18 protein-coding genes and 1 tRNA gene are annotated in these 26,227 nt (G+C 71.2%); 12 read left to right on the plus strand and 7 right to left on the minus strand.

The annotated features are described in order from the left end of the window. Positions 1 to 98: 98 nt before the first annotated feature. A tRNA-Arg gene (locus tag FRANCCI3_RS05720) sits at positions 99 to 171 on the minus strand. A 352-nt stretch (positions 172 to 523) separates the two neighbouring features. Between FRANCCI3_RS05720 and FRANCCI3_RS24225 the strand changes: the two genes are divergently transcribed. Together FRANCCI3_RS24225 and FRANCCI3_RS05730 are read left to right on the plus strand one after the other, a co-directional pair. Then, positions 524 to 1,201, plus strand: coding sequence for a single-stranded DNA-binding protein (locus FRANCCI3_RS24225; RefSeq protein WP_011435591.1), 678 nt, complete (start codon positions 524 to 526; stop codon positions 1,199 to 1,201). Positions 1,202 to 1,212: 11 nt separating this feature from the next. Further along, the gene (locus tag FRANCCI3_RS05730) at positions 1,213 to 3,708 is read left to right on the plus strand and encodes a glycosyltransferase family 39 protein (protein ID WP_035958528.1); all 2,496 of its coding nucleotides are present in this window, start codon (positions 1,213 to 1,215) and stop codon (positions 3,706 to 3,708) included. Here FRANCCI3_RS05730 and FRANCCI3_RS05735 read toward each other — a convergent pair. Beyond that, positions 3,686 to 5,125, minus strand: coding sequence for a DUF1254 domain-containing protein (locus FRANCCI3_RS05735; RefSeq protein ID WP_011435593.1), 1,440 nt, complete (start codon positions 5,123 to 5,125; stop codon positions 3,686 to 3,688). The genes FRANCCI3_RS05730 and FRANCCI3_RS05735 overlap by 23 nt on opposite strands. 258 nt (positions 5,126 to 5,383) lie before the next feature. Here FRANCCI3_RS05735 and ettA point away from each other — a divergent pair, with 258 nt between their 5' ends. Further along, positions 5,384 to 7,066 carry an energy-dependent translational throttle protein EttA gene (ettA, locus tag FRANCCI3_RS05740; RefSeq protein ID WP_011435594.1) on the plus strand — a complete coding sequence of 561 codons (1,683 nt, stop codon included), beginning with the start codon at positions 5,384 to 5,386 and terminating at the stop codon, positions 7,064 to 7,066. 41 nt (positions 7,067 to 7,107) lie between these two features. On the opposite strand, the gene FRANCCI3_RS05745 is transcribed toward ettA, so the two are convergent. Together FRANCCI3_RS05745 and FRANCCI3_RS05750 are read right to left on the minus strand one after the other, a co-directional pair. Continuing rightward, positions 7,108 to 7,530, minus strand: coding sequence for a globin (locus tag FRANCCI3_RS05745; protein WP_011435595.1), 423 nt, complete (start codon positions 7,528 to 7,530; stop codon positions 7,108 to 7,110). A 33-nt stretch (positions 7,531 to 7,563) separates the two neighbouring features. Continuing rightward, the gene (locus tag FRANCCI3_RS05750; RefSeq protein WP_011435596.1) at positions 7,564 to 9,468 is read right to left on the minus strand and encodes a glycoside hydrolase family 13 protein; all 1,905 of its coding nucleotides are present in this window, start codon (positions 9,466 to 9,468) and stop codon (positions 7,564 to 7,566) included. A gap of 397 nt (positions 9,469 to 9,865) precedes the next feature. Between FRANCCI3_RS05750 and FRANCCI3_RS05755 the strand changes: the two genes are divergently transcribed. Next, positions 9,866 to 12,007, plus strand: coding sequence for an ATP-binding SpoIIE family protein phosphatase (locus FRANCCI3_RS05755; protein ID WP_011435597.1), 2,142 nt, complete (start codon positions 9,866 to 9,868; stop codon positions 12,005 to 12,007). Between the two features lie 62 nt (positions 12,008 to 12,069). Here FRANCCI3_RS05755 and FRANCCI3_RS05760 read toward each other — a convergent pair whose 3' ends face one another. Both FRANCCI3_RS05760 and FRANCCI3_RS05765 read right to left on the minus strand, forming a co-directional pair. Then, the gene (locus FRANCCI3_RS05760; RefSeq protein WP_011435598.1) at positions 12,070 to 13,602 is read right to left on the minus strand and encodes an SDR family oxidoreductase; all 1,533 of its coding nucleotides are present in this window, start codon (positions 13,600 to 13,602) and stop codon (positions 12,070 to 12,072) included. A 129-nt stretch (positions 13,603 to 13,731) separates the two neighbouring features. Continuing rightward, positions 13,732 to 14,247 carry an HNH endonuclease gene (locus FRANCCI3_RS05765; protein WP_011435599.1) on the minus strand — a complete coding sequence of 172 codons (516 nt, stop codon included), beginning with the start codon at positions 14,245 to 14,247 and terminating at the stop codon, positions 13,732 to 13,734. Positions 14,248 to 14,665: 418 nt separating this feature from the next. Between FRANCCI3_RS05765 and FRANCCI3_RS05770 the strand changes: the two genes are divergently transcribed. The 6 genes from FRANCCI3_RS05770 (at position 14,666) to FRANCCI3_RS05795 (ending at position 21,788) form a co-directional block, all read left to right on the plus strand. Continuing rightward, the gene (locus FRANCCI3_RS05770; RefSeq protein ID WP_011435600.1) at positions 14,666 to 15,994 is read left to right on the plus strand and encodes a mechanosensitive ion channel family protein; all 1,329 of its coding nucleotides are present in this window, start codon (positions 14,666 to 14,668) and stop codon (positions 15,992 to 15,994) included. Positions 15,995 to 16,130: 136 nt separating this feature from the next. Next, positions 16,131 to 16,850 (plus strand): response regulator transcription factor, encoded by a 720-nt coding sequence (locus FRANCCI3_RS05775; protein ID WP_023840451.1) that lies wholly within the window; start codon positions 16,131 to 16,133, stop codon positions 16,848 to 16,850. Then, a complete protein-coding gene (locus FRANCCI3_RS05780) occupies positions 16,847 to 18,529 on the plus strand; it encodes a sensor histidine kinase (RefSeq protein ID WP_023840452.1) in 1,683 nt (560 codons plus the stop codon). Before FRANCCI3_RS05775 ends, FRANCCI3_RS05780 begins: the two co-directional genes overlap by 4 nt. Then, positions 18,526 to 20,913: a 4-alpha-glucanotransferase gene (malQ, locus tag FRANCCI3_RS05785; protein WP_236701470.1), complete on the plus strand. Its 2,388-nt coding sequence runs from the start codon at positions 18,526 to 18,528 to the stop codon at positions 20,911 to 20,913. Before FRANCCI3_RS05780 ends, malQ begins: the two co-directional genes overlap by 4 nt. A gap of 10 nt (positions 20,914 to 20,923) precedes the next feature. Next, positions 20,924 to 21,364, plus strand: a complete 441-nt coding sequence (locus FRANCCI3_RS05790; protein WP_232234886.1) for a hypothetical protein — start codon at positions 20,924 to 20,926, stop codon at positions 21,362 to 21,364. Then, a complete protein-coding gene (locus tag FRANCCI3_RS05795) occupies positions 21,351 to 21,788 on the plus strand; it encodes a DUF5130 family protein (protein WP_011435605.1) in 438 nt (145 codons plus the stop codon). The genes FRANCCI3_RS05790 and FRANCCI3_RS05795 overlap by 14 nt, the downstream gene beginning before the upstream one ends. Before the next feature lie 77 nt (positions 21,789 to 21,865). Here the strand turns inward: FRANCCI3_RS05795 and pepN are convergent, their stop codons facing one another. Continuing rightward, a complete protein-coding gene (pepN, locus tag FRANCCI3_RS05800) occupies positions 21,866 to 24,415 on the minus strand; it encodes an aminopeptidase N (RefSeq protein WP_023840454.1) in 2,550 nt (849 codons plus the stop codon). A 313-nt stretch (positions 24,416 to 24,728) separates the two neighbouring features. Between pepN and FRANCCI3_RS05805 the strand changes: the two genes are divergently transcribed. Together FRANCCI3_RS05805 and FRANCCI3_RS27840 are read left to right on the plus strand one after the other, a co-directional pair. Then, positions 24,729 to 25,976 (plus strand): AI-2E family transporter, encoded by a 1,248-nt coding sequence (locus tag FRANCCI3_RS05805; protein ID WP_011435607.1) that lies wholly within the window; start codon positions 24,729 to 24,731, stop codon positions 25,974 to 25,976. Between the two features lie 56 nt (positions 25,977 to 26,032). Beyond that, positions 26,033 to 26,221 (plus strand): hypothetical protein, encoded by a 189-nt coding sequence (locus FRANCCI3_RS27840; RefSeq protein ID WP_023840456.1) that lies wholly within the window; start codon positions 26,033 to 26,035, stop codon positions 26,219 to 26,221. The last annotated feature ends 6 nt before the right edge of the window (positions 26,222 to 26,227 follow it).

Here is a 26,227-nt window from a genome sequence, read left to right on the forward strand (position 1 = left end):
ACACCGGTTGCTGCACGTGGGGGTGTCGGGGGGCTCGGCCCCCCGGCAGGCCTGACGAGGGGATCGAAAAGGCGCAGCATGCGAGCCTGATCCCCGAGTGCGCCCGGCAGGGATCGAACCTGCGACCTGGTGCTTAGAAGGCACTCGCTCTATCCACTGAGCTACGGGCGCGCTTGCAGGGGATGGGCCCACCGGGGAGCTACAACAGGGTAGCAAGGTTCGACCAGGCATCGAACACGCGGGGACGCGCCGTCTCCTGGGAAGGTCAAGCTCCTGGGAAGGCCGAGGTACGACGCTGAGGCGTCCGTGGCAGGTGGGCAGACGGGATGCGTCGCGGACCGGCGTGGGGTCCGAGCGTCGGCGTGCCGGTGCGCGTGGGTCCGTGGATGCGTGGCCTGTGGGCGAACCCTCGTTATCCACAGGCGACCAACCGAGGGTTTCCGAAGTCGCCGTGACGGCTCACTGTGGGAGAGGCCGTTCGCGGCCAGCCCGGCGGATCCGTCCCTGACCCGAGGAGCACGCCATGCTCGAGACGACCATCACGCTTGTCGGCAACCTGGTCGACGATCCGGATCATCGGATGACGGCCAACGGTGCGTCGATATGCACCTTCCGCCTCGCATCGACGCCCCGCCGGTTCGATCGTTCCGAGAGCCGCTGGGTCGACGGAACCACGCTGTTCCTGCGGGTCTCCTGCTGGCGCCAGCTCGCGGACAACGTCGCTGCCAGCCTCGTCCGGGGTGATCGCGCGCTCGTCTACGGCAGGCTGCGGCAGCGGTCGTTCGAGACGGGCGAAGGGGAACGGCGGGTTACCTACGAGATCGACGCGGATGCGGTCGGAACCGAGCTCACCTGGCATGCGGCTCGCTCGGAGCGACTTGCCCGTCGCCCGGGCTCCGCGGTGGTGGCGGCGGCCGCGACGGATGTTCCCAGTGATCCGTCCGCTCTGGTGGGATCCGCTCTGGTGGGATCCGAGCACGGCGCTCTGGCCGGCTTCCCGGTCGCCGGTGCGGATGCGGATGCGGATGCGGCCGGAGCGGCATCCGCCGCGACGGCCATGGCGTCGATGGCCGAGGGACCGCCGGAGGGTTCCGGGCGGCTCCAGGGCGCGGGTGCGGCGCCCGGCGAACCGCGCCCGTCCGCGGTGACGGTCGGCGATTCCCCCTGGCAGTCGTTTCCCTCCTCCCATGACCTGTCCTGACCGTCCAGCCGATGGTGGGGACCTGGAGGGCGAGTCGGACCGACCTGCGTCCGCTGCGGCCGAGGGCGCTGGGTACCGTGCCGTGGATGAGCAGCCGGCACGAGATGGGGCAGACGGGGCCTGTCTCCGTCGAACCCGGGACAGAGCCGCAGGCGCCCTTCGACGTCATCGATGCGCAGGTTGTCGTGAGTCCCGGCTTGGAGAGCGGCCTTGCGCACGGGACACCCGGATCGGTGGTCGTCGCCGCGCCCAGGGGTGACGCCGTGCCCAGGGGTAACACTGGGCTCGGGGGTAACACTGGGCTCGGGGGTGACGCCGAGCCCCGGAACGACACGCCGCGGTCCCGGCCGGACGGAGAACAACCGCCGGCCGGGCCGCCGGCCTCCGACGCCGCTCGCGGTCGGCGGACTCCCGTCCAGCGGCTGCGCGTTCGTCTCGCGAGCATCTCGGGGCCCGCTCGGTACGTGATGGTGCTCGCCGTTCTGAGCGCGGCGGTCGCCGTCGTCCTCCGGCACACCGTGTTCCCGTTCCTGTCGGTCAACAACGACGAGGGCATCTACCTCCTGCATGCCAGGACCCTCGCCGAGGGCCGCCTGTTCCCGCCCGCCCCGGACCCGGCACGGTCCTACCTGCCGTGGCTGGGAACCGTTGTCGGCGATCACTACGTGTTGAAGTACACGCCCTTCGTACCCGCGATCTTCGCAATCGGCATCGTGCTGACGGGAAGCATCGATCCGGCGCTTGCAATGATCGTCATGGCGGCGGTCGTCGTCACCTACCTGCTGGGCGTCGAGCTGTTCGGTAGCCGGCGGACCGCGGCGTTGGCGGCGACCCTGCTCGCCCTCTCCCCGCTGGTGATCCTGCAGAGCGCGATGGTGCTGAGCTACTTGCCGACCCTGGTGCTGCTGCAGGTGACCGTTCTGGGGGTGTTGCGGGGACGGCGCCGCCGACGGGCGGCACCGGTGGTCGTCGCGGGCCTCGCCCTCGGCGTGGCGGCGGCGGTGCGGCCGTATGACGTCGTCCTGCTCCTGGCTCCGCTCGCGATCTGGCTGCTCCTGACCTCCACGGGCGGGCGCTGCTGGCTGGGCCGGTGGCTGCTTTGCGGGCTCGCCGCGCCCGTGGCGCTTGTCCTGCTCAGCAACGCCGCTGCCACCGGTGACCCGTTGCGGCTGCCGTTCACGCTCCTTGAACCCGACGACAAGCTCGGCTTCGGGGTGCGCAAGCTGTATCCCGGCGACGGCAGGCACGACTTCGGCTTGCTCGAAGGGCTGCGGTCGGTCGGCGACCACCTGTGGCTGTTCGGCGGCTGGGCCTGCGGGGGAGTGGTGCTGGCCGGCTGCGCGATCGTCGTGGCGGCTCGGCGGCAGCTGTCCGCACCCGCCGCGCTCCTGGGTGCGGGTGGGCTGCTCTTCCTGGGCGGATACGTCGGCTTCTGGGGCGCGTGGAACGCGGCCGAGTTGTGGGGCGGCATCCGCTACGTCGGCCCTTTCTACCTGGTCCCGGTGCTCATCCCGCTCGTCCACCTCGGCGCGGAGGGCCTGGTCAGGGCCGGCGAAGCCGTCTTCGCCCGCGGGCGAAGACTCGGGCTCATCGCCGTCGCGGGGACCGGCGCCGCCATCCTGGCGCTCACGGCCGTCGTCCTGGTCGGGGCGGTGCGCGCCAACCTCACGCTCACCGGGCACGACCGTGACCTCAGCGCGATGCTGGACCGGCTGCCGGGCGATCCGCTCGTGTTCGTCGCGGCGAACCCGCCGTTTCTCGGGCATCCCACTCCGGTGACCGCGAACGGGCCGAAGCTCGAAGATCCTGTGCTGTTCGCCGTGTCGCGGGGGGTCGACGATCTCATCGTGGCCGCTGACCACGCGGACCGCCCGGCCTATCTGCTCCGCCTGGCATCGGCCTACGACCGCTCACCCGCCTCGCCCTCCACCGCGCGGGTCGAACGGCTGGCGGTCAGGAGCGGCAGGCGGGTGGCGGTGACCCTGAGAGTGGATGCCGCGCCCGCGGGCGCCCGTTCCGCCCGCGTCGTGCTCACCGAGGGTGTCCGCCGCCTGTCGATTCCGGTCCATCCGCGGATCCCCACCTCGATGATCCTCACCGTCGACGCGGACGGCCTCGATACCACCGATGTCATCAGTATCACCAGTATTGCCAACATCGCTGGCGGCATGGACAGCACCGGAATCGTGACTGACCGCAACGACTCCGGTCGGTCCCGGGTGCATTCCGGATCCCTCGGCCGTCCGTCGGCAAGCACCGTGCGGGACGGTCGGGGCACCTCCATCACCGTGGCCTACTACGCGACGAGCCCTTCCGGACGGGAACATTTCCTCGATCAGCAGGTGTTGCCCGTGCGGCTGGCCGCACGGGACGGTTCCCGGCCGGACGGTTCCCGGCCGGCTGCCGGCCCGCCGGTCACCGTGCTCGGATCCCTCGGGGAGGTCGATGAGGTCGGCGAGGGACGTCGGCCGCCGCTGCGCATCATCATCGATGATCGTCGAGGCTGACCTGCCCGCCCGGGTGACCTGCCTGCCCCGGCGCCCCGACGCCCCGGTGAACGGTCGTCCTGATGATCGGCTGGCCCGGTGATCGGTCGATGCGGCGGATGGGAGGGAGCACGTACGTTCCGTCGAGGACGTCGGCCCCCGGCTCGTAGATCCGTAGGACGGGCCGGAAATCGCCGACCGCCGCGGGCAGCCAGTTGTCAAGCGGCCCGCCGTCCTCCGGGGGATCACTCTGGAGCAGGATGCGCACCGAGCCGTCCGGACCGCGGCGCAGATCGCGGTCGCCGCTCCGCAGGGAATACCGGTGCAGGGGATTCTCGACGAGGTAGTACTCGGGCGCGTCGTACATCGTCAGCGACCAGAACGCGGCCTGCGGCGGCGGCACCAGCTCCAGCAGGTACCGGTGGGCCCCGCTCAGCTGGCGGCCGTCCGTGTCGATGGCACGGCTCGCCTGGATCTCCTCATAGCCGTGTGTCGCACCCCGCGGCAGTCGGGCGGCCATCGCCCGGGCGAGACGGGCCTGTGCCCGATCGCTTATCCGCCAGGCCGGATCGTCGATCGTGCCCGGTCCGAGTCGGTCCAGGTTGAAGTCGAGGGCATGCGGGGTGCTCACCCAGCCGTTCGTCAGCGCCCGGCCGGCGTGCGCCACCCGTTCGAGCTTGTCGCGGCCGGCGCGCAGCCCGGTGCGCAGGGACCAGGCGAGGCCCGGGTTGGGGTCGACGTACGGCGAAGGATCGTCGAGGATCCCGAGTGAGGTGAAGTGGCGGGCGTACTCGGCCTCGGCCCGCGACGGAGGATAGGCGCGCAGCCAGATGCGTAGCTCCTCCCAGAACCGGAGGTCGTCACAGACCCTCTTCGAGTGTTCCGGCGGTCCCTCCGCGCGGCGGGCCTCGGAATCCAGCGGGCTCAGGTCCAGTTCCTCCTGCAGCCGGGACACCGCCGCGATGTCCGCCGGGCCGTCGAAGCCGAACCGGTTGATCAGCGTCAGCAGCCGGGTCGGTGCCTCGATGCGGGCCAGCGACGCGGGCGCGCTGCCCGTCCAGCCCGGCGGGACGAGCAGATAGCGCCCACCTCGTCCGCCGGTGGTTCGCCGTCCCACGTAGGCGAAGTTGTTCCGCCAGGCGTCCATGAAGATCATAACGCTGTAACGATCCGGCGTGTCGGGGATCCGCAGGACCAGCGGACCCGGCGTGAGGTCGACCTCGGCCACCGAGCACAGGGCGTCGTTGTCGACGCTGACGAAGCAGGACAGTGGCGCGGGCGGTTCCGTCTCGTGAGCGAAGGCGTTGTACCCGGCGGGCCGGATTGGCCCGATTCCCTCAGCCGCCGTCCGTACGCTCAGCCGGACGTTGCTGACCAGGGGATATCCGAAGATGAACGCCTCGGCCGCCAGCCCGAGCCGATGGTCACTCGCGAGCATGCCGTCCTCCCCGTGCTCGTCATCTCCGTTTCAGTGGTCGCCTCCACGCCCCCACGTTTCAGTGGTCGCCCCCCACGCAGTGGTCGCCCCCCACAGTGGCCGCCTCCACAGTCCGTGCCCTTCTTTGTGGTGTGGTACCCACCGGATGCCGTCCGGGGGCCGGACGGCATCCGATGATCCGCCGGTCCCCGACGTCGGCCGACGGGCCACCGATCACCGCTGTGAGGAACGCGGGCGCGATGCCCTAGGGTTGATGGCATGGCGCAGTACGTCTTCCAGATGCGCAAAGCGCGCAAGGCCCATGGCGACAAGGTCATCCTCGATGATGTGACCCTGTCGTTCCTCCCCGGAGCCAAGATCGGGGTAGTCGGCCCGAACGGCGCGGGGAAGTCGTCCCTGCTCAAGATCATGGCCGGCCTCGATCAGCCGAGTAACGGCGAGGCGACCCTGAGCCCCGGCTACACGGTCGGCATGCTCGCCCAGGAACCCCCGCTGGACGAGACCAAGGACGTCCGCGGCAACGTCGAGGACGGCGTGCGCGAGATCCGCCGGGTGCTCGCCCGCTACGAGGAGATCAACGAGAAGATGTCCGCGCCCGACGCGGACTTCGACTCCCTCCTCGCCGAGCAGGCCGAGCTTATCGACAAGATCGAGGCCGCGAACGCCTGGGAGCTCGACAGCCAGCTCGACCAGGCCATGGACGCGCTGCGGCTGCCGCCCGGCGATGCCGACGTCACCCTGCTCTCCGGCGGTGAGCGCCGCCGGGTCGCGCTGTGCAAGCTCCTGCTTGAGGCTCCCGACCTACTCCTGCTCGACGAGCCGACCAACCACCTCGACGCCGAGAGCGTCGCCTGGCTGGAGCAGCACCTCGCCCGCTATGCGGGCGCCGTGCTGGCCGTCACCCACGACCGGTACTTCCTGGACAACGTCGCCGGCTGGATCCTCGAGCTCGACCGGGGCCGTGCCTTGCCCTACGAGGGCAACTACACCACCTACCTGGAGAACAAGGCGGCCCGGCTGAAGGTCGAAGGCCAGAAGGACGCCAAGCGGCGCCGGGTGCTCGCCCAGGAACTCGAGTGGGTCCGGTCCAACCCGAAGGCCCGCCAGACCAAGAGCAAGTCGCGTCTCGCCCGCTACGAGGAGCTGGCCGCCGAGGCGGACCGGGCGCGCCCGCGCGACTTCGAGGACATCCAGATCCCGCCCGGCCCCCGGCTCGGCAACCAGGTCATCGAGGCCAAGGGGCTCACCAAGGGCTTCGATGACCGGCTTCTCATCGACAACCTGTCGTTCACCCTGCCGCGCGGCGGCATCATCGGCGTGATCGGCCCCAACGGCATCGGTAAGACGACCCTGTTCAAGATGTTGACCGGCCAGGAGGCGCCGGACGCCGGAGAGCTCGTCATCGGCGACACCGTCGACATCGCCTATGTCGACCAGACCCGCTCGGGCCTGGACCCGAAGAAGAACGTCTGGCAGGTCGTCTCCGACGGCCTCGACCACATCGTCGTCGGCAAGGTCGACTTCCCGAGCCGGGCGTACGTGTCGTCATTCGGGTTCAAGGGGCCGGACCAGCAGAAGCCCGTCGGTGTGCTGTCCGGTGGGGAGCGTAACCGGCTGAACCTCGCGCTCACCCTCAAGCGTGGCGGCAACGTCCTGCTTCTCGACGAGCCCACCAACGACCTCGACGTGGAGACGCTGCGCTCCCTGGAGGACGCGCTGCTGGAGTTCGCCGGCTGCGCCGTGGTCATCTCCCACGACCGCTGGTTCCTCGACCGGGTCGCCACCCACATCCTGGCCTGGGAAGGAACCGACGAGGACCCGGCGCGCTGGTTCTGGTTCGAGGGGAACTTCGCCGACTACGAGACCAACAAGATCGACCGTCTCGGGCAGGAGGCGGCCCGCCCGCACCGCGTCACCCACCGCAAGCTCACCCGGGACTGAGGGCGCACCCGGGCCGGCCGGTGCCCGCGGGCACCGAGCGGTCAGTCGGGTCGGTTCTGCAGCGAATTCGCCGCCATCGACAGATAGTCCCAGAGCTGCCTGTCGAGATCGGGCGGCAGGTCCAGGGAGTCGACCGCGGCCCGCATGATCTTCAGCCAGGCGTCCCGCTGCGTCGGGCCGATCGCGAACGGGGCGTGCCGCCTCCGCAGCCGAGGATGCCCGCGCTGCTCCTGGTAGTCGGTCGGGCCACCCCAGTACTGGATGAGGAACATGCGCAGGCGCTCCTCAGCGCCGGTCAGATCCTCTTCCGGGTAGAGCGGGCGCAGTACCGGATCGTTCGCCACACCCTGGTAGAACCGGGCGACCAGCTTCCGGAACGTCGGTTCGCCGCCGGCGGCGTCGTAGAAGGAGCTGATCGGGAGAGTGCGCGGAGGAGACTGGTTCACCCGTCCATTCTGCGGCACGACGGTGCGGTCCGATCCGGGCGACGGGTGTTCTCAGCCGTCGCGGGGTGCGATCCACGCCGTCGTGTCGGGGGGCAGCGTCAGGGTCGCGCCGTCGTACCCCACCGGTCCGCTGGCGAGCACCAGCCGTCCGGGCAGCGGAATCGTCGCCTCCCCCTCGGTCGTCGTCACGCATGTCATACTGGCCGACCCCACCGAGGTGGGCGGGGTCGGGGGCACCGACGAGCCTGCCGGCGCGGGGCGGTCGAAGGCCAGGCATCCGGCCGGGGAGTCGTTCCGCCAGCGCAGGTCGTCGCCACGCAGGTGGGGGAGGGCGCGGCGCAGGGCGAGCGCGCTGCGCACAAGCAGCCAGGTCGACATCGGGTCGGCCGCCTGCGCGAGGACCGCGAGGTCCGCCCAGTCGGCGGGTTGCGGCAACCACGGGTCGGCGCCGGCCGAGGTGAATCCGTAGGGGGGCGCGTCCCCCGACCACGGCAGGGGGATCCGGGCGCCGTCCCGGCCCGGCGACGTCCCCCCGGACCGCGTCCAGATCGGGTCGCGACGGGCGGCAGGCGGCACCTCGGCCTGCGGCAGCGCCAGCTCGTCGCCCTGGTACAGCACCGCGGTGCCGGGCAGCGCGAGCAGCGTGAGCAGAGCGGCGCGCGCGCGGCGGGTCCCCGTGGGACCGCCGCCGTAACGGGTCGCCGGCCGCACCACGTCGTGGTTGGCGAGCACCCAGGTGCCCGGCGCGCCGACCGCCGTCAGCGCGGCGCGTTCGGCGTCGATGGCGGCCCGCCAGGCCGCCGCCGACCAGGGGATGCTCAGCAGGGAGAACGAGAACGTCAGGTGCAGCTCGTCCGGTCGCACGTAGCGGGCGAGCCGGGCCGGGTCGCGCACCCAGGTCTCCCCGATCAGGACCCTGGGACGCCCGTCGCGGGCGGTGTACTCGTCGGTGATCGCGCGCCACTCGCGGTAGATCTCGTGCACCCCGTCCTGGTCCCAGACCCGGGGCTCGTGCTCCTCGCGGAACCCGCTGTCCGGAGCCAACCGGGCGCCGGGCGGGTTGTCCCGTAGCTCGGTGTCCTTCACCAGCCCGTGGGTCACGTCGATCCGGAACCCGTCGACCCCTCGATCGAGCCAGAACCGCAGCGTCGCGGCATGGTCCGCGCGGACGGCGGGATGATCCCAGTTCCAGTCGGGCTGCTCGGCGTCGAACAGGTGCAGGTACCACTGGCCGTCCGCCACCCGCGTCCAGGCCGATCCACCGAACACCGATTCCCAGTTGTTCGGAGGCTGCTCGCCGCCGGGGCCTCGGCCGTCGCGGAAGATGTAGAGCCCCCGCTCGGGACTGCCCGGCGCGGACGCGAGCGCCGCCTGGAACGCCGGATGCGCCGAGCTCGAGTGGTTCGGCACGAGATCGATCAGCACGGCGAGCCCGGTCTCGGCGGCGTCGGCGAGCACGGCGTCGAGGTCCGCGAGGTCACCGAAGAGCGGATCCACGCCGCGATGGTCGGCGACGTCGTACCCGTGATCGGCCATGGGGGACGAGTAGAAGGGCGTGATCCAGATCGCGTCGACGCCGAGTTCCGCCAGCACGGGCAGATGCCGCCGTAGCCCCTCCAGATCGCCGATCCCGTCGCCATCGGAATCGGCGAAACTGCGAAGGTACACCTCGTACAGGACGGCCCGGCGCCACCACGTCCCGTCCTGGCCGGGCGACCGCCCCCGGCCGTCGGCGCCATTCGGGCGATCCAGTTCCCCGGCGTCGCCGGCTCCCGCGCTGTTGTCCTTGCTGGCCTCGGCGCCCTCGTTCCCCTCGGTGTTCTCATTGCCCTCGCCCGCGTCGCTTCGGTGGCCGCGCTGGACACTAGATCGAGGGCAGAAATAAGATATTTTATCTCTCTTGGTAGATGAGGGTGCCTTTGTGGAGTGGCCCTCAACAGAATGATGTGTCCTCATCTGGCTCCTTCTGGCTTTTCTGGTCCTTTTAGGACAGATGCTCCCTGTTGTGCGCCTATCCAGGGACCGCTCCGCCGCGTCGGGACGGCGCGGCGGAGCGCGTGTTCCTCGGTCGGGCGATGCCTGTCCAGCATCAAACTCGGTCGGTGGGGGCGAAGGTAGGGCGATGGGGTGCTGGTTGCGGCTCGGGTCGACGTTCCCCCGATGCGTGATATCCGATATCCGAACTAGACTTCCGCAGATGGACCGGGTGACTGGCTGTTACGGAGCGGTACCGGGAATCGGATTCGGTCGGGGATGTGATGGTGTGCCCGTGACGTCGGAACCATCCACCGGGAGTTCGCCCCAAGCGCCCGGTATATCAGGGTTCGTCAGTGAGTCGCGGAGGTCCGATCAGGTGCGGCGGTCGGCGTCCGCAGGTCTGCGGGCCGCGCGGGAGGCCGTCCGCGCGCTGTGTCACGGTGCTCGGGGGGACCATGACGACGGATCGGGCGGCTCCGATCCGTCCTTCCTGGCCGATGCCGGTCTCGTCCTCGGCACCTCCCTCGACCCCGATCGGGTCGTCGATCTGATCGCCGGACTCGCCGTGCCCCGCCTCGGCACGGGCGCCCTGGTGTGGCTGCGCGAGGGTGACCAGGTCAGGCTCGGTGCCTCGGTCTTCCACGACCCGAAAGTCGGCAAGATTATGCGGGCGATTGTCGCCACGCGGCCGCCCCAGCTCGCGGACGAATTCCCGCCGGGCGTCGTCATGCGTGAGGGCCAGACGTACTGTCTGCCGGACTTCGACGAGCTGCGCCCGGTGCCGCTGTTCCCGTACGAGCTCGCCTACCAGCAGTTCCGCCGGATCCAGAGCGGTCCAACCGTCACCGTCCCGTTGCCGGCGCACGGCCGGATCCTCGGCGCGATCACCGTCGGGCGCAGCACCGGCTTCTACTCCGGAGCGGAGGTGAACCTGCTGGAGGACTTCGCCCGGCGGGGGGCCGTCGCGCTGGAGAACGCACAACGCTTCCGCGAGGCACAGGAGTCCGCGCTGACCCTGCAACGGTCGCTCCTGCCGGCGCATCCCCCCGCACTCGACGGGGTCGAGATCGCGATGGAGTACCGGCCGGGGACGGCAGGCACGGAGGTGGGAGGCGATCTCTACGATGTCATACCGCTCGCCGGGGGACGGGTCGGGGTGGCCATCGGTGACGTGATGGGCCGCGGCCTGCATGCCGCGGCGGTGATGGGCCAGCTGCGGGCGGCGCTGCGCGCCTACGCCCTGGAGGATTGGAGCCCCGTCGAGGTGCTGACCCGGCTCGACCGGGTCGTCGGCCTGCTGCCCGGTCTCCAGCTCGCGACCTGTATGTACGCCGTCTATGACCGGAACACCGGCCGGGCGACGATCGCGAGTGCCGGCCATCTCGCGCCGTTGGTGATCCTTCCCGACGAGGACCCCGACTATCTGGTGCTCGACCCCGGGCTCCCGCTGGGAGTCTGCGAGGGGGCGATGTTCAGCGAGACGACCGTCGCGCTTCCACCCGGATCGGCGTTGGTGATGTTCACCGACGGCCTGGTGGAGTCGCGACGCCGACCGCTCGTGGACGGCCTGGACAATCTTCGACGCGGTCTTACCACACAGCGGGCCCGGGCTGCCGCGGTAGGCCTCGAGGCGGTCGAAGTCGCAGCGGGTGCCGACGTGGCGGCCGGAGGCGAGGGCGAGGGCATGAGCGCGGAACGGACCGAGAAGGCGGAACGGACCGAGAAGGCGGAACGGACCGGGAAGGCGGGGACGGATCGGCGGGCCCCCGGCCCGTCGCTCGGCCCACCCCCCGGGGTGCCGGAACGCCGCTCCTGGGCGGACCGGCGGCGCCGGGCGCGCAGGGTGAACTTCGCGGCGCGTAGCTGGTTCGGTCCGGACACCGTCAACGGCCCCGGCGAGGGCCCCGTCGAGGAGACCGCCCGCACGCTGCTCGAACGGTGCCTGATCGCCGCCGATCTCCCGGCCCGGACCGACGACGACACCGCCATGGTGGTGCTCACCACGCAGGCCGTGAACCCGCCATTGCTCGAACTCGCGTTGCCCGCGGTGGCCGCGTCGGCAGGCGAGGCCCGGACAGCGATGCGTTCGGTCCTCGCCGAATGCGGGATCACCTCCGTCGAGGACGCGACGCTGCTGGTCAGCGAGGTGGTGACGAACGCGGTGCTGCACGCCCGCAGTGATCTGGTACTGCGGGCGTCGATGGAACCCGGTCGGCTGCGGATCAGTGTCGAGGACCGGGAAGGCGCGCGTCTGCCCCGGCCCGGCGCGGCCGCGGAGAACAAACCCGAGCCCGAGTCGGGGTGGGGCCTGCTGCTGGTCGAGGCGCTGGCGCTGGCCTGGGGCGTGGAGATGACCCCCGGGGGCAAGCGTGTCTGGTTCGACATCGAGATACCCGACCAGGAGCCGGGTGCTGCCGGCCCGACGAGACCGATCGTTGGACCCGATCCGTCTCCCTCGGCGGGCCCGTCCCGGAAGCCTCCTCTCGACCCGCCGATCCAGGGCCGGTGCTGGGGATAGCATCCGGGGCCGGGCCACCTGACGGGCCGGGCCACCTGACGAGCCGGGCCAAGGCCGCGTGATCAGGCGGTGGCGACGGCGCGGGCGGCCCATTCGTCCTCGGCCTTGCGCACGATGTTGCGCAGCATTCCACCGAAGACGGCCGCGTGGAACGGGCTGACCGACCACCAGTAGAGCTGCCCGGGAAGTCCGCGGGGCAGGAAACTCGCGCGCTGCGAGTAGGTCGTGGTGCCCTCGGAGTCCACCATCGAGCGTAGTTCCAGCCATGCCTCGCCAGGCAGCTTCATCTCGGCACGCAGCCGGAGCAGGTGGCCCGGTTCGATCTCCTCGACCCGCCAGAAGTCCAGCGCCTCCCCGACGTGCACCCGCTGCGGATCACGCCGACCCCGGCGCAGACCGACGCCACCGAGGGCGGTGTCCAGCCAGCCGCGGGCGGACCAGGCCAGGGGCCACGAGTACCAGCCGTTGTCGCCCCCGATGCCCTCGATGACGTGCCACAGACAGGCCGGCGGCGCCGCCACGGCCATGCTGCGCTCGTCGACGTAGAGGGATCCCCCGGCCCACTGCGGGTCGGTCGGCAGGGGCTCGTTCGGGGGGTGCGTGGCACCGGCGCCGTCCCCGTCGTCCGATGCGCCTCCCGAACCCGGCCACACCGCCGTCGACCATCGGGTCTTCACCGAACGCGCCCGCACCCGGGCCAGCGCGAGGGCCACCGCGGCGTCGAAGGGCAGCAGTCCCTCGGCAGGATCGGGGATCCAGCGGGCGACCTGGTGGTCGTGGACCACCACCTCGTTGCGCAAGGAACGGATGAGCGGCCTCGCGATGCCGCCCGGCACCGGGGTGACGAGCCCGACCCACAGCGAGGACAGTTCGGGGGACAGGATCGGAACCGGGACGATGATCCGGCGCCGCAGCCCCTCGATGGCGGCGAAGCGCTGCATCATCTCCGCATAGGTCAGGATGTCCGGGCCGCCCACGTCGAAGGTGCCCTCGACGTCGTCGGGGACGTCCAGAGCGCCGATCAGATAGTGCAGCACGTCCCGGACGGCGATTGGCTGGATCCTGGTCCGCACCCAGCGCGGCGTCAGCATCACCGGCAGGCGCTCCGTCAGGTAGCGCAGCATCTCGAACGAGGCGCTGCCGCTGCCGATGACGACCGCCGCACGCAGCACGATCGTCGGAACCCCCGAGCCGAGCAGGATCCTCCCGACCTCCTGGCGGGAGCTCAGATGGGCGGACGTGCCACCCGTCGTCGCCGGGCCCAGCCCGCCGAGGTAGACGATCCTGCGGACATCGGCCGCCCGGGCCGCGGCGGCGAAGGCGTTCGCCGCCCGCCGGTCGACCGCGGAGAAGTCACCACCACTGTCGATCGAGTGGATGAGGTAGTAGGCGACCTCGATCCCGTCGAGTGCGGACCGCAACGACTCCGGATCCCGGGCGTCGGCGCGGACGACCTCCGCCCGGACGGCCCACGGGATGTCCCGCAGCCGGACGGGATCCCGGGTCATGACCCGGACGTGGTGGCCACGGTCGAGCAGGCGGGGAGCCAGCCGGCCGCCGATGTACCCGGTCGCCCCGGTGACGAGGATGCGCACGCTGGTTACCTGCCCCGGTAGGCCCCGCCGTACCCTGGCACCCGGCCGATCCGCCGTCGCCGTGCCGGGGAACGCCTCGAACAGGCGGGGAACGCCCCGGGCGGGCAGGGACGCCCCGGGCGGGCGCCGTCAGGCCGAGGCGGCCTCGGTCACGTCGGTACTCAGGTAGGCCGACCAGCGTGGATCCATCCGACGGGAGCCCAGAATGCGCCAAGCGGCTCCGCTCGGCGCCCGTGGCGCCGTGCGGAGCCGCCAGCCGAGATCAGCGACGGCCCGGTCGGCTTTCAGATGGTTGCAGCGGCCACAGGCCGCCACGACGTTCTCCCACGCATGCGGGCCCCCACGGGAGCGTGGAATGACATGATCCAGTGATGTTGCCGGAGCATTGCAGTACACGCAGCGATGATGGTCGCGGGCCAGCACACCCTTACGGGTTAGCGGGACCTGCGAGCGGTACGGCACCCGGACGAAACGCGCTAACCGGACCACGATCGGGACATCGATGGATGCCGTCGCGGACCGAAGAACCTGCCCGGCCGATTCGACCATGACGGCCTTGTCGGTCAGGACCAGCACCAGCGCGCGCCTTTGCGACACCACGCACAGAGGCTCGTACGTGGCATTGAGAACCAGCGCCTCTGCCACGCGCCGACCTCCTGCCCACCGAGGGCCCTTTGCGGGCCGTTCTGCCCAGCGTCTCCGGTGACAATGGATAGTCAACCTTCTTCCGCGGCAGAACGCGAGCCTGTTTGCATGGTCATCGCCTTTCGTGCCGTGGCGCTGCACATATCTCGTGGCCTTTGTCACATGTGGGCGACCATTCTGTGACCATATCAATACGGAAAGTGCTTTTTTGAGTGTAGTGGGAGACCTGGCCGGGTTGGGTTGGAGAGTGGTTGGGCCGGAGCGTGGCCGTCCGTCGACCGGATCGGGGCCCCCACCGCCGGGCCACCGGCATGGGTGAGACTGACCTGCGGCCGCCGCCCCGGCCGCCGCGAGCGCGGGAGGGCCGGTGACCTCGGCCGGCTCGGGGAACTCCGAATGATCGCAATCTACCGGAAGGATGATCGACGCCGTGACGCCCGCCCCGTCCCTGCTGGCTCAGCCTCTCATCCCGTCGCTGGGAATGCTGCTGTCCGCCTCGCCGTCACCCACCGGATCGCCGGGCCCGACGTCCGGGCTGACGACGCCCACCCCGCTGCCCTCGCCGAGCCCGTCGGTGACCTCCGACCCGCTGGTGTCCCTGGAGGGCGTCGCGACCGCGCTGCGGGACGCCTGCGGGACCGATCCGGGGCTGCTGTGTCGCACCGTCTACAACACGACCCACAGTAACTATCTCGCCTCCGGGGCTGAGGTGTTCCTCGGTACCCCGATCCGCATCGCGCTCATTTTAGTGATCGCGTTCGTGGTGCGGGCGCTGCTGCACCGCTTCATCCGGCGCACCACCGACATCGGACACGCCACCGAACGGACTGGTTCCGGCAGTTGGGGCGGGTTGTTCCGGAGTTCCCGGGCCGGCTCTCTGCTGGGCGCGTTCGGCGACCCGGCAGTGCTGATGGAAAGGCGCCGTCAGCGTGCGGCGACGGTCGGTTCGCTGCTGCGCAGCGTGACGTCCATCTTCATCTTCGGCCTGGCATTCCTCAGCATCCTGGGTGAGCTGGGCATCAATCTCGCCCCCATCGTCGCCAGCGCCGGTGTGCTGGGAGTCGCGGTCGGTTTCGGTGCGCAGAACCTCGTCCGGGACTTCCTGTCGGGGATGTTCATGCTGCTGGAGGACCAGTACGGGGTGGGAGACGTGATCGATCTCGGTCCGGTCTCCGGCGCCGTGGAGGCGGTCAGTCTCCGGACGACCAGACTGCGCGACGTCGAGGGCACCGTCTGGTACGTCCGGAACGGCGAGATCACCAGGGTCGGTAACAAGAGCCAGCAATGGGCACGGACCGTGCTCGACGTTCCGCTCGACTACGACACCGAGGTCGCCACCGCCAAACGGGTGCTGGCCCGGACGGCGAACGAGCTCTGGGCGGACGCGAAGTGGAGCAGCCTCATCCTCGCCGAGCCCGAGGTCTGGGGCATGGAGACCATGACCTCGGACGGTTACACCCTGCGTGTCGCCATCAAGACCCAGCCGCTCAAGCAGTGGGAGGTCGCGCGTGAGCTGCGTGAGCGGGTCCGGACCTCGCTTGGCGCGGCTGGCATCGAGCTCGGTTCCGTGCAACGCAGTGAGGTGACCATGGTCGACGACGACGAGGAGACCGCCGGGAGCCGTGAGGAGGACGACGCGGATCCGGATGCCGGGGTCGGCGGGGGTGACGCGGACGCTCAGGGGACGGATCTGCCGCGGGCACGGATCGACCCGCCCGCCCCCGGCCCGTCGCACCTGAGGGGTTGATCTGGTCGGCCTGGGCGTGCCGGTCGGTCTGTCCGGGCTTGCGGTGGCTGAAACCGTCCTGAGGATCGCGGTACGTCTTCCTGAGACCGGCCCCGCGCAGCACCATCACCGCGTCGGGTGAAGGCAGACTGGGGGCGTGCGGGTACTGGTGGTGGACGACGACGCGGCTGTCCGGGAGTCCCTGGAACGCTCACTGCGGTTCGAGGGGTACGAGGTGGCCACGGCGGTGGACGGGGCGGACGCGCTCGATGTCATCGGCCGCGAGCGGCCGGACATCGTCGTGCTGGACGTGATGATGCCCCGGGTGGACGGGCTGGAGACCTGCCGTCGGCTGCGGGCCCAGGGCGACGACGTCCCGGTGCTCATGCTGACCGCTCGGGACGGCTTGGCCGACCGGGTCAGCGGCTTGGACGTCGGTGCCGACGACTACCTGGTCAAACCGTTCGCCCTGGAGGAGCTGTTCGCCCGGTTGCGGGCACTGATCCGCCGGGCGGCGTTGGCCGCGCGGGTGCGGGCGGCCGGGTCCAGAGGGATCCCCGACTCGACGCTTCGCTACGGCGGGGTCTGTCTGGATCAGGTCAGCCGCCAGGTGACCCGCGGTGATCGGGAGCTGATTCTGACCAAGACCGAGTTCGAGCTGCTGGAGTTGTTTCTCGCTCATCCGCGTCAGGTGCTCTCCCGCTCCATGATCATGGAGCGGGTTTGGGGGTATGACTTCGGCCCGACGTCGAACTCGCTGGAGGTCTTCGTGAGCTACCTGCGCCGCAAGCTCGAGGCGAACGGCGAGCCCAGGCTGTTGCACACCGTGCGCGGAGTTGGCTACGTGCTGCGTGAGCCGTCGGGGGACCGGGCGTGAGCAGTGCCCCCGACCAGGGGGCCGCGCCCTCGCCGTGGTGGCCGCAGCCGGCAGCGGGGCATGCGGCGGTGGGGCAGCCGGTAGCGGGTCGTCCGGCGGTGGGGCAGCCGGTAGCGGGGCATGCGGCGGTGAACGGGCGCGCCGGCCGGTTGGACGGGTTCGCGCGGCGGGTCCACCCGGGACGTCACCCCAGGATCCGGTTTTCCTCCCCGCTCGGTCAGCTGACGTTGCGGGCCCGGCTCGCCCTGCTCGTCGGGATGGCGGTGGCTGCCGCCGTGACGGTCGTCGCCGGGGTGTCGCTGGGGGCGACCAGCATCGTGCTGAACCAGGCCATCGACGACCAGCTCGTAGAGCAGGCTGAGGCGTCGGCGCGCACCATCCAGACCAGCCCGCTGGGGCTGGAACTGCAGGCGTTCAGCTTCGGGCTGGAGGGCCAGTTCCTCGACGCCGCCGGCAATCCGCTGGAGAACGCCGTCTCGTCCTGGAACAGCGTGCGGATCCCGGTCGACTCCGCCGACGCCGAGGTGGCCCGGCGGGAGCGGGCCCAGAACCTGCGCACGATCGCCGTTGACGGGCAGTCCTACCGGCTTGTCACGGTTCCGCTGCAACGTCCCGCGTCCGGCGGTGCATTGCAGCTCGCCCGGCCGACCACCGACGTCGACCGGACCCTGCGCGACCTCGCGCTGGTGCTGCTTGTCGTCGGGATCGTCGGGGTGGTCGGCTCGGTGCTCGCCGGACAGATCGTGGCACGTGCCGCGCTCAAACCCGTTGACGCCGCGGCCGCGGCCGCCGAGGAGGTCGCTCGTACCCAGAATTTGTCGGCGCTCATCCCGGTGACCGGATCCGACGAGATCACCCGGCTGGCGGAGAGCCTCAACAGCATGCTGCGCGCGCTGGAGGCATCTCGGGCCCGCCAGCGCCAGCTCGTCGACGATGCCAGCCACGAGCTGCGCACCCCGTTGACGAGCCTGCGTACGAACATCGAACTGTTGCTGCGCGCCGAGGCGAACCCGCATCGCGCGCTGCCCGCGGCCGACCATGAGGCACTGCTACGCGACGTGGACGCGCAGATGCGCGAACTGTCCGGCCTCGTCAGCGAACTGGTTGAGCTCGCCCGGGACGAGGCGCCCACCGAGGAGGTGGAACGGCTCGATCTCGCGGAGATCGTGCGAGCCGCGGCCGAACGGGCCCGGCGCCGCGCCACCGGCAAGAGCATCAGCATCGAGCTCGACGCGACTCCCTCGACGGTCGACGGGCGGGCGAACATGCTCGAACGGGCGATCACCAACCTGCTCGACAACGCCGTGAAGTTCTCGCCGCCCGCCTCCGTCGTCCGGGTCGGCTCCCGGGACGGCGAGGTAACCGTCGCGGATGACGGACCGGGCATCGCGCCGGAGGACCGCGTGCAGGTGTTCGACCGCTTCTACCGGGCCACCTCCGCGCGGGGCCTGCCCGGATCCGGGCTCGGCCTCGCGATCGTCGCGGATGCCGTGCACACCCACCGGGGTACCGTCACCGCGGAGAGTTCCCCGAGTGGCGGGGCGTTGCTGCGGATGCGGCTGCCGGTCGTTGACGACCCCGGTCCGCTGGGCCCGGCCACCACACCGGGTCCGGCGCCGAACCCGCCGGACGGCGCTGCTTCGCCTCCGGACCGCGCGGGCGAGAATCCCAGGCCGTGACTTCCGACTGCCCCGCCGTGCCCACCGCATCCGCGTCTGCGTCCTCCGCGTCCCCCGCGTCCCCCGCCGGTCCCACCGCCCCGGCGGGACCGCAGCCCGCTGGGACGCCGGTGGTGGACCCCACCATCGACCCGGTCCTCGCCGAACTCGCCGCAGTGTCCGGCGTGGCGACGTCCTACCTCGGGGCCGACGGTGTCCCGGTACAGGTCGCGCCGGACACCGTCCGGGCCGTCCTGCGGCTGGCGGGGGTCGATCCGACGGATCCCGCCGCAGCGCTCGCGGCGGCGCTGGAGCGGCCTTGGCGACGCCGGGTGCCGGCCTGCGCCGTCGTCGTCGCCGCAGCACCGCGCCCGGTGGTCGTTCACACGCCCGTGGAGATCATTCCACACGCTGAGCTGGAGCTCGGCACCGGCGGCCGAATCGTCCTCGATCCCCCTGGCGCCCCCCTGGCCGAGCGGGTGCTCGACGGCGTGCCCTGGGTCGCCCGGCCGATAGGGCTCCCGGCGGGTCTGCCCTTGGGGGACCACGTGCTGCACATCGACGCCGGAACCGAGCGGCATCGCTGCCAGGTCGTTGCCGTGCCGGCCGCGGTGCCCGGCCCCGCCGCCCTCGCCCCGCCGGCCCGCGCCTGGGGCTGGATGATCCAGCTCTACGCGCTCACCTCGACGTCGTCCTGGGGGATGGGGGACTATGGCGATCTCGCGACGCTCGCCGACTGGTCGGGCCGGGCGGGTGCCGACGTGCTGCTGGTGAATCCGCTGCATGCGGGTGCGCCGACCCTGCCCGTCGCGGCGTCCCCCTACTCGCCCGCAAGCCGCCGTTTCGTCTCCCCGCTCTACCTGCGACCGGAGCGGACGCCCGAGTACGCCCGGGCCGATCCCGCCACCCGGGCTGCCGTTGACAAGCTCGCCCGCGGCGCCCGTCGCGACGGGCGGCGGGACGGTCTGCTCGATCGGGACGCGGTGTGGCGGGCGAAGCTGGCCGCGCTGGAACTGCTCTTCGAGGTCTTCCGGCGTGGCGGCGAGCAGGTGGCATCCGCCGGGTCCGCCGCTTCCGAGCCCGCCGCCGAGCCGGCCGGGTCCGACCTGATCGATTTCGCGACCTGGAGCGCGCTCGCCGAGCGGTACGGCCCGGACTGGCGGACCTGGCCGGCGCGTCTCGCTCATCCGGGCGCGCCCGCCGTCGCCGAGGCGAGGGCGCAGCTGGCCGACCGTGTCGCCTTCCACGTGTGGCTCCAGCAGCGCTGCGACCAGCAGCTCGCCGCGGCGCAGGCCGCCGCCCGGGCCGCCGGGATGGCCGCCGGGATCGTGCACGACCTGGCCGTCGGCGTCGATCCGGGCGGTGCGGACGCCTGGGCGCTGCAGGACGTTCTCGCCGTCGGCGCGAGCGTGGGGGCCCCACCGGACACCTTCAACCAGCAGGGCCAGGACTGGGGGCTGCCGCCGTGGCGGCCGGACGCCCTGGCCGAGGCCGGGTACGCGCCGTTGCGTCAGATGGTCGCCTCGGTGCTGCGCCGCGGCGGCGGGCTGCGGGTCGACCACATCCTCGGCCTGTTCCGGCTGTGGTGGATTCCGGCTGGGGCGGGCGCCGCTCACGGGACATACGTGCGTTACGACGCCGAGGCGATGCTCGGCCTGCTCGCGTTGGAGGCCGCCCGTGCCGGCGCCGTCGTCGTCGGGGAGGATCTGGGTACCGTCGAGGCATCGGTGGCGACGACGCTCGCCCGCATGAACGTGCTGGGTTCGACGGTGCTGTGGTTCGAGCAGGACGCCGAGGGCCGCCCGTTGCCGCCGACGGCGTACCGGGCGGCGACGATGGCCAGCCTCACCACGCACGACCTGCCCACCGCCGCCGGCTACCTCGAGGGCGAGCACGTGCGCACCCGCGCCCGGTTGGGGCTGCTCGGGCGTTCGGAGGAGGCCGAGGCGGCCGGCTGGCGAGCCGAGCGGGACGCGTTGGTCGAGCTGGTGCGATCCGAGGGGCTGGTGGATCCGGCGGGCGCGGCGGCGGGCCTCGGCGGACGGGGGAACCCCGGCGGGCGCGGCCGGCCGGAGTTCGACCCCGCCGTTCGGCAGGAGATCGTTTTCGCGCTGCACCGGCTGCTGGTGCGGTCTTCGTGCCGCATCGTGCTCGGGTCGCCGGGTGACGCGCTGGGCGACCGGCATCAGCCGAACCTGCCGGGCACGACCGACGCCTATCCGAACTGGCGGCTCCCGGTGACCGACTCCGCCGGTCGGCCGGTTACGGTGGAACGTCTGCTGACCGATCCGGACGTGCGCCGGCTTGGCGAGTTCCTCGCCCAGGTCCGGGTTGCCCAGGTCCGGGGCGTGTCGTCCACCGGTGCGGCATCCCCAGACGAGGACCGTAACCCCATTTCCCGGTAATCTTCGCTGCGTGACTCGACGTCGACCGCGCCAGACCCGATGGCTGCCGTTCGCCGGCACCTCCCGCCCGTGGCCGGGGGCACACCCCGCGCCGGGGTCGCGATCCAGGATCGCGCCGCGCCGGGTTCTCACCGTTGTCGGCCTCGCGCTGTTCGCGGTGCCGGTGTTCGCGGTGAGCGCCTCGGCCGGGGAGATCGGAACCCCCTACAACCCCGATCCGCTCACGGCCGTGCAGTCATGGGCGATCTACGGCGGCACCATCGTCGGTGGGTTCGTCATCGCGATCCTGCTGGCCGCGTGGTCGAGCCGCAAGAGCGGGCCGGTGCGCTACCGCCCGGGGCAGCCCTGGGAGCACGACGAGATCTGGATCGGCTCCAAGCCGGAGGAGATCGAGGGCGAGCAGACGAAGACCGCCCTTCCCGGCGCGGGTGGTGCCAGTGGCAACTGGTGAGCCGTTCACCCACGAGCAGCTCGACCGGCTGAACCGGGCCCGGGAGCTTGCCGAGACGCGTACCGGCATCCACGTCAGCATCCGGATCGGCGCGGTGCGCGGCGACGTCCGGCTCGCCGCCGAGCGGATCCTCGCGAACCTCGTCAACGACGCGGGGCGGGATGCCGCCGTGCTGATCCTCGTCTCGCCCGGGCAGCGGTTCGTACGGATCGCCACGACCCCGGCCGCCAGGAAGCGGATCAGCGACTCGGCCACCGGGCTCGCCGCGTTGACGATGGCCTCCAGCTTCGCGCTGGGCGATCTGGTCGGCGGCCTGATCACCGGCATCCGCCAGCTCGCGGACGCGGCAGGTGGCGCGGGCGGCGCAGCCGCCGGGACCCTCCCCCCGACGCAGCCTTCGTTGGCGGTCAGCCCGACGCCCTGACCCCGCTGATCCCGGAGGAGCCGGCCCGGCCGGCTCCTCCCGGCCCGGCCGGCTCCGACCGGCCTGATGCGGGTACGCTACGCCGCCGCCTCGATGTCCTTCTTGCGTGCGGCCAGCGCCCGGACGAGCCCGTCGCGGCCTTCCAGCAGGGCCCGCCGCAGGGGCGGGACCGGGTTGTGCTCGGCCAGGTAGGCGTCGACCTTCGCCACCGTCTCCGGTTCGATCACCGACGCCGGGAACAGCATCTGGGTGATGGTGGAGGCCATGTCGAAGCTGCGGGTCTCCCAGATCCCAGCGATCTCGTCGAAGAAACGGTCCACGTAGGGCCGGGTCAGCTCGAGCTGGTCGGAGATCCAGAAACCGCCCATCGTCGCGGCGGCCAAGTGGTTCGACAGGGTGTCCGAGTCCATGACCGCCGACCAGGCTGCGGCCTTCGCCGCCGCGGTCGGCCGTGCCGCCCGCGCGGTCGCAGCTCGCTTCTCGCCGGTGGCGGTGCGGTCGCGGGCGAGCTCCGTGTCGATCTCGGCGTCGGCGTACACGCCCCGGGCGACGAGTTGGGTCAGCAGGGTCCAGCGCAGCTCGGTGTCGAGCACGAGCCCCTCGATGACGTCGGTGCCCTCGAACAGCGCCCGGATCCGCGCCACCTGGTCGGCCTCCTCGGCCTGGGCGAAGGAGGTGGTGTAGACGAGCTGCAGGTCGCTGCCGGGGGCCGCGGCGCGCGCCAGCTCCTCGGCGCGTTCCGTCAGCGCGCGCAGCGCGGGCTTCCGGTTTGCCGGGTCGCCGTAGGTGTCGATCGTCAGGTCCGCCTTGGCCAGCAGCGACTGCACCACGCCGATGTCGTCCTCAGCGGTCACCCCGGACAGCACGAGCCGGACGTAGTCCCGGGCGGCGAGTTCGGCGTCGCGGGTCATGTCCCAGGCCGCCGCCCAGCACAGCGTCCGGGGCAGTGACTGGGAGATGGCGCCGATCGCCTCGACGAGCGTGGCCAGCGACCGCTCGTCGAGGCGCACCTTCGCGTACGTGAGGTCGTCGTCGTTGAGCAGGATCAGATCCGGCTGGCGGGCACCGACGAGCTTGGCGACCTCGGTGAGCTTGCCCGTCACGTCGAGCTCGACCCGTTCCCGCCGGACCAGCGCGCCGGTGGCGTCCCGATCGTAAAGGCCGATCGCGAGCCGGTGCGGGCGCAGCGTGCGCGAGGCGGTCGGCGGCGCCGACGCCGGCTCCTGCACCACGTCGAACGAGGTGAACAGGCCCGAGGAGTCGGTGAAGAAGCGCGGCCGCAGGGTGTTCGCGCCGGTGGTCTCCAGCCAGTCCGCGGACCAGGCGGTAAGGTTCCGCCCGCTGGCGTTCTCCAACTCGTCGAGCAGGTCGCGCAGCGACGTGTTCGCGTACTCGTAGCGGCGGAAGTACGCCCGCAGCCCGGCGAGGAACTCCTCTTGGCCGACCCAGGCCACGAGCTGCTTGAGCACCGAGGCGCCCTTGGCGTAGGTGATGCCGTCGAAGTTCGTCCGTACCGCGTCCATGTCCGGGGCGTCGGCGACGATCGGGTGCGTGGAGGAGAGCTGGTCCTGGCGGTAGGCCCAGCCCTTCTCCGCGTTGGCGAAGGTCGTCCAGCCGTTGGTGAAGCGGGTCGCGTTCACCTGGGCGAGGACCGACATGTAGGTGGCGAACGACTCGTTCAGCCACAGGTCGTCCCACCAGCGCATGGTGACCAGGTCACCGAACCACATGTGCGCCATCTCGTGCAGGATCGTCTCGGCGCGCCGCTCGCGGCGGGCCTCGGTCACCTTCGCCCGGAAGACATACTCCTCCAGGAAGGTCACGCAGCCGGCGTTCTCCATCGCCCCGGCGTTGAACTCGGGCACGAACAACTGGTCGTACTTGCCGAACGGGTACCGGTAGTCGAACACCCGGTGGTAGAAGTCGAACCCGGCTTTGGTGATCTCGAAGAGCTCGGCGGGGTCGAGGAACTCGGCCAGCGATCGGCGGCAGTAGAGGCCCAGGTCGATGCCGTCGTGGTGGTCGCGGACCTCGTGGTACGGGCCGGCGACGAGCGCGGTGATGTACGTCGACATCACCGGGGTGGTCAGGAAGCGGATGGTGCGCACCCCGATCGCGGCCTCCGCCACCGCGGCGACCGCGCTGTTGGAGATCGCCTTCCAGTCCGCCGGGACGGTGACCGTGAGGGTGAACGTCGCCTTGAGGTCGGGCTGGTCGAAGCAGGCGTACATCCGGTGCGCGTCGTACGTCTCGAACTGGGTGTAGAGGTAAACGGCCTCGTCCACCGGGTCGACGAAGCGGTGCAGGCCCTCACCGGTGCGGGAGTAGACGCCGTCCGCCACCACCGTGAGCCGGTTCGACTCCGCGAGGTTATCGAGCCGGATCCGCTCGCCGTCGAACACCGCGGCGGGGTCGAGCGGCGCTCCGTTGAGAACGACCTCGTCGACCTTCGCGGCGGCGAGCTCGATGAACGTCGACGCCCCAGGCTCGACGCAGGTGAAGATGACCGCGGTTGACGTGCGGAAGGTCTCGTGGCCGGTCGTCAGGTCGAGTTCGACGTCATAGGAGGCAACGTTGAGCAGGCGGGCGCGCTCGCGCGCCTCGTCGCGGGTGAGGTTGTTGGGCACCCGGTTCCTTTCGGACGGCACGGACTTGCAGGACTGCACACGGTCATCACCGTGTTCCCAGTCTCCCACGCCGATGAGGGGAACGGTCGCCGCCGGGGGACGTGGTGGTCGGGGACGTGGTGGTCGGGCCGTCGGCCGTGGTACCGGTGCCGGAGATGGTGGATTGTGGTGATTGGCGCGGGGTGCCCGCTCTCGCTGGTCGCCGATGCGGCACGATGGCGACATCTTCCGCGTGACCAGCCTGCGGGAGGATCGGGATGTCCGCGCGGTCGCGGGAAGGCAGGAAGAGGGCAGGACAGGAAGGGAGCCGCCGGTGAGACGGGTGGCGGGGCTCGGTCGCGTCCCCGGGCGCCCTCACCGGGCTCGCCGGGCCTCAGCCGTTCCGGCCGGCGGTGGGTCGTCCACCGCGCCGATGCCCACCGCGCCGATGCCCACCGCGCCGATGCCCGAGGCGGCGGCATCCGAGCCACCAGGCGGGCCGCGGGCCGCCGGCGGGGGGGAGTCCCCGGCTCGGCGGGCCGACTATCACATCCCGGTCGCGCTGCGGGTCTCGGCGGGCTGGTCGTGGCGTCTGATCGTCACGGGCGCGGCCATCTACATCCTGCTGATGGTCGTGGGACGGGTCCGGATCGTGGTGATTCCGCTCATCGCCGGGCTGCTCATCGCCGCTCTCATCCATCCGCTCGCGCACCGGCTGCAGCGGCTCGGTATGAACCGGCTGGGCGCTGCCTTCACCGCGTTGTTCGTGTTCTTCGCGGTGTTCGTGGGTGCCGGGGTGGCGGTGGGCTTCAACGCAGCGAACGAGATCCCCACGGTCAGCGATCAGGTCAGCGAGGGCGTCGAGCAGATCCGCGGCTATCTGAGAAACGGTCCGCTCCACCTGTCACAGAGCCAGATCGACAATCTGGTCGACGACATCCGCAAGAGCCTGGCGAACAACCGGGGGCGCCTGGTCTCCGGGGTGATCTCCGGCGCCTCGGTGGCCGCCGAGGTGCTCACCGGCCTGCTCGTCACCCTGTTCTCGACCTTCTTCTTCCTGTACGACGGGGATCGTATCTGGAACTGGATCGTCACCCGCTTCCCGGACGGAGCGGAGGAGCGGGTGCGTGGCGCCGGTCGGGAGGCGTGGAACACGTTGACCGGCTACATTCGTGGGACGGTCTTTGTCGCGGCGGTCGACGCGATCGGTATCACCATCGGCCTGGTCGGCGTGGGTGTCCCGCTCGTCGCGCCGCTGGCCCTGCTGACGTTCTTCGGCGGGTTCGTCCCGATTGTCGGGGCGACGGTGGCCGGCGCCGCGGCGGTACTGGTGACCCTGGTCTCGAATGGCGTGCCGGATGCGTTGATCATTCTGGGTGTCGTGTTGGCCGTGCAGCAGGTCGAGGGGCACCTGTTGCAGCCGCTGGTCATGCGGCGGGCGGTGCGGTTGCATCCGCTCGCGATTGTCATCGCGCTGTCGGCCGGTGGCGTGTTGGCCGGCATCCCCGGTGCCATCGCCGCCGTTCCGTTCGCTGCCATGGTGAACAGGGTCGCCGGTTATCTCGCCGTGAGCGGGAAGTGACCACCACCCCGACGGGTTGATCCCGGTCGAACGGTGCCGTCGACCGAGGAGACCACATGAGCGCCGAAACTCTCGACACCCCCGCGGCCACGTTCGTACCCACACCCACACCCACACCCACGTCCGTACCCTTGCCCGCGGACGCGACCGAAGCGGTCTTCTGGGACGGAGTTCTGCTCGTCGCTGCTACCCCCGGCTTCCACGAGCTCAAACGGACCTGGGACCAGGACCCGATCCTCACGTGATCGGGC

Origin of the sequence: Frankia casuarinae, assembly GCF_000013345.1 — a bacterium.
Classification (GTDB): domain Bacteria; phylum Actinomycetota; class Actinomycetes; order Frankiales; family Frankiaceae; genus Frankia; species Frankia casuarinae.